The 3,293-nt window shown below is 68.9% G+C and carries 3 protein-coding genes; all 3 read right to left on the bottom strand.

Annotated elements, in window-relative coordinates:
- A partial coding sequence (locus tag FKP22_RS25160) for a DUF1302 domain-containing protein (protein ID WP_141290432.1) occupies positions 1–1,137 on the bottom strand: 1,137 nt, incomplete at its 3' end.
- Positions 1,138–1,233: 96 nt separating this feature from the next.
- Positions 1,234–2,001 (bottom strand): coniferyl-alcohol dehydrogenase, encoded by a 768-nt coding sequence (locus tag FKP22_RS25165; RefSeq protein ID WP_141290435.1) that lies wholly within the window; start codon positions 1,999–2,001, stop codon positions 1,234–1,236.
- 31 nt (positions 2,002–2,032) lie between these two features.
- A partial coding sequence (locus FKP22_RS25170) for a benzaldehyde dehydrogenase (protein WP_141290437.1) occupies positions 2,033–3,293 on the bottom strand: 1,261 nt, incomplete at its 5' end.

Below are 3,293 nucleotides of genomic sequence, written 5' to 3' on the forward strand. Positions count from 1 at the left end.
GGTCAGCGGTGCGTTCCAGCGCAGCGAGGCCTCGGCCGCCCAATTGAGCTGGCCGAGCGACGAGGTGACGCTGGCGCCCACTGTGCGCACGTCTTCTGCATAGGCCAGGTGCACATTGCCGCCCACGAAGTCGAACACCGGCACGGCCGGCGTCTTGTCGTGGTATTGCGCAGCGTACAGGCCGAACTCGTAGTCGCTGCCGGTGGGGCTGAAGCGCAGCTGCAGGCCGCCCTGGCCGTTGTTGCGCGGCCGCAGGTCCTGGTGCTTGTCGTAGGCCAGCAGGATGGGGTTGCCATTGCCATCGACGCCGAAGTTCACCGTGCCGGTGCCGACGTAGTCCTGGTTGGAAAAATAGCTGCCGACGCCGGGAATCCTGCTGGGCCGCCAGCGCAGTTGGTAATAGGCCCCCAGCGACACGCCCTCGGCCACCTGCAGCGAGCCGGAGACCTGCTCGACCGGCAGCAGCACTTCCTTGAACTGCCAGCCCGGCACCGAGACGATCTTGGCCACGTCCACCGGCCCCTGGGCGTTGGCAATGCCGTTCTGGCCGAAGAACACGCTCTCGCCCCACTGCAGCGTGTGGCGGCCGACACGCAGCGTGGCCTTCATGCCGGCGAGGTCGCCTTTGGCATAGACGAAGGCGTCCAGCAGCTCGCTGCCGCGGCCGTGCTGGCGCACCGTGTCGGGCAGGAATTCGTTGGCAGCCTGGTCGCTGAAGTTGTTCGAGCTCGAGGTGCTGGCGCCAATGGGCACGCCGCCTGCATAGATCGGGGTGCCGCCGTAGCTGCTGGGGCGCAGGTAGACGCTGTCGTGCCAGGCGCTGCCCGACAGCCGCATGCCGTAGCTCGGCCCGGTCAGGTCCAGTTCGCCGAGCAGGTCCCAGCGGCTGGAGATCAGTCCCTTCTTGAAATTGTGGTCGCCATCGTCCTCGTTGACGGTGCCTGGATCGGCCGCCACGTCGAACCGGGTCAGCGCGGCCGAAGGGTCCTTCAGCCGGTAGCCGGCGCTGTACTTTGGCGTCAGGTCCAGGCGCAGCTTCAGCTCGCTGTCGTCCGGCATGTCGATCTGGAAGGCGTGGCTGGCAGCGGGCAGCGCGAGCGCGGCCGCCACCGCGATCACGCGACGGGTGGGTTGCATGGGAGTCTCCGTGGTTTTGAGTCGAACGGCTTCTGGTGCGCCGCTTGCTTCGGCCGGGTGCTGGTGCGCCGGCCTTGTTCCGTCCCTGGCCTGGGATCAGAGGTAGGTCGAGGCGAGGCCGCCGTCGACCGGCAGGTTGACGCCGCTGACCCAGCGCGATTCATCGGCGCACAGAAAGGCCACCACCGGCGCGATCTCGTCGGCCAGGGCCGGGCGCTTCATCCGGTGCGCGTCCTTCTGCACCCGTTCCTCGCCCAGCATCTGCACGAAATCGCCCAGGATGGGTGTCATCACCGGCCCGGGGGCGACACAGTTCATGCGCACCCCCTTGCTCAGGAACCATGGCTGCGACTGCACGGCGTTCCAGACGATGAGCGCTTCCTTGAAGTACTGGTAACAGCTTTCCTGCGGCACCGGGTGCCGGGCCAGGAAGGCCAGGCCGGCCTCGAAGCTGGTGGCCTCGGCCAGCGCCTTGTGCTGCGCCAGACGCGCAGGCCATTCGGCGCCGAGGATGGAGGCGATGTTGACGATGGCGCCGCCGGCCGGCAGGCGCTCCAGCGCCAGGCCGCAGAGGTGGCGCAGGCCCAGGTAATTGACGCGCGCCACCAGGTCGACCGGCGCGGTGCCAGGCACGCCGGCCACGTTACACAGCGCGTCGAAGCGTTCGGGCAGTTGCCGGAAGGCCGCATCGATCGCGGCCTGCTCCGCCAGATCGACCTTGATGAAGCCGTCCAGCGTGAGGGTCGGCGCATTGCGGTCCATGCCGATCACGCGGGCGCCCTTCAGACGCATCAAACGGGCGGTCTCGGCGCCGATGCCGGAACAGGCGCCGGTGATGACGATGGTCTTGCCTTGGAAATTCACGGCTATCTCCTTGGAATGTGTGGGCGAGGCATCAGAACGGGAACGGCGTGGCGGCGTCCTTCACCGTCAGCCATTGCCAGGTGGAGAACTGCTCCCAGTCGCCAGGGCCGCCGTGCGAGCTGCCATTGCCGGCGATGCCAGGGCCGCCGAAGGGGTTCACCGCGTCGTCGTTCACCGTCTGGTCGTTGATGTGGACCATGCCGGCGCGCAGCTGCCGGCCCAGCGCCAGTGCCCGGCCCACCGAGGCCGAGATGACGCCGGCCGCCAGGCCGCCCTGGCCGAGGTTGGCCAGGGCCACCGCCTCTTCGTCGGTCTGGAAGCTGACCAGGTTGACCACCGGGCCGAAGGTTTCGTGGTCGAAGGTGGGCATGCCGGGCCGCACGCCGGCCAGCACCGTGGGCTGGTAGAACAGCTGCTCGTACTGGCCACCGGCCAGCAACCGGGCACCGGCCTGCACGCTGGCCATGACCGCGGCGTGCACCCGGTCGCGCTGGCGGGCATCGATCAGCGGGCCGATGGCGACCTGGCCGGTGGCGCCATTGCCCACCGGCAATTGCCTGGCCTTGGCCACCAGGCGCTCCGCAATGGCAGGCGCGATGGCGGCGTGCACCAGCACCCGGTTGCTGGCCATGCAGATCTGGCCCTGGTGCAGCCAGGCGCCCCAGGCGATGTTGCTGGCGGCGATGTCCAGGTCGGCGTCGTCCAGCACGATCAGCGAATTGCTGCCGCCCAGTTCCAGCGACACCTTCTTCAGGTGCTGCCCCGCCAGCTGGCCGATGTGGCGGCCCACGCCGACCGAGCCGGTGAAGGAGATCATCGCCACCTGGGGATCGGTCACCAGCGCCTCACCGACCTCGGCCCCGCCCGGCAGCACATGCAGCACGCCGGCTGGCAGCCCGGCCAACTCGAAGATGCGGGCGATCAGGAAGCCGCCGCTGACAGGCGTGCGCGGGTCCGGCTTGACGATCACCGCATTGCCCGCGGCCAGCGCTGGCGCCACCACGCGCAGCGTCAGGACCAATGGGAAATTGAACGGCGAGATCACGCCGATCACACCGTGCGGCACTCGCCGGGCCAGGCTGAGGCGGCCTGGCGTGGCGGGCAGCACCTGGCCCTGGGCCTGCAGCGGCATCGCAGCGGCAATCTGGCAGAAGGCCACTGCTTCACGCACTTCATGCTGGCCCTTGGGCAGGATGCCGCCGGTTTCGCGGGTGACGTAGAGCGCCAGCTCATCAAAATGCTGCTGGAACAGCGCCGCGGCCCGGTGGAATACCGCAGCGCGCTCGCGCGGC

Source organism: Ideonella azotifigens, from assembly GCF_006519715.1.
In the GTDB taxonomy this organism is placed as follows: domain Bacteria; phylum Pseudomonadota; class Gammaproteobacteria; order Burkholderiales; family Burkholderiaceae_C; genus Ideonella; species Ideonella azotifigens.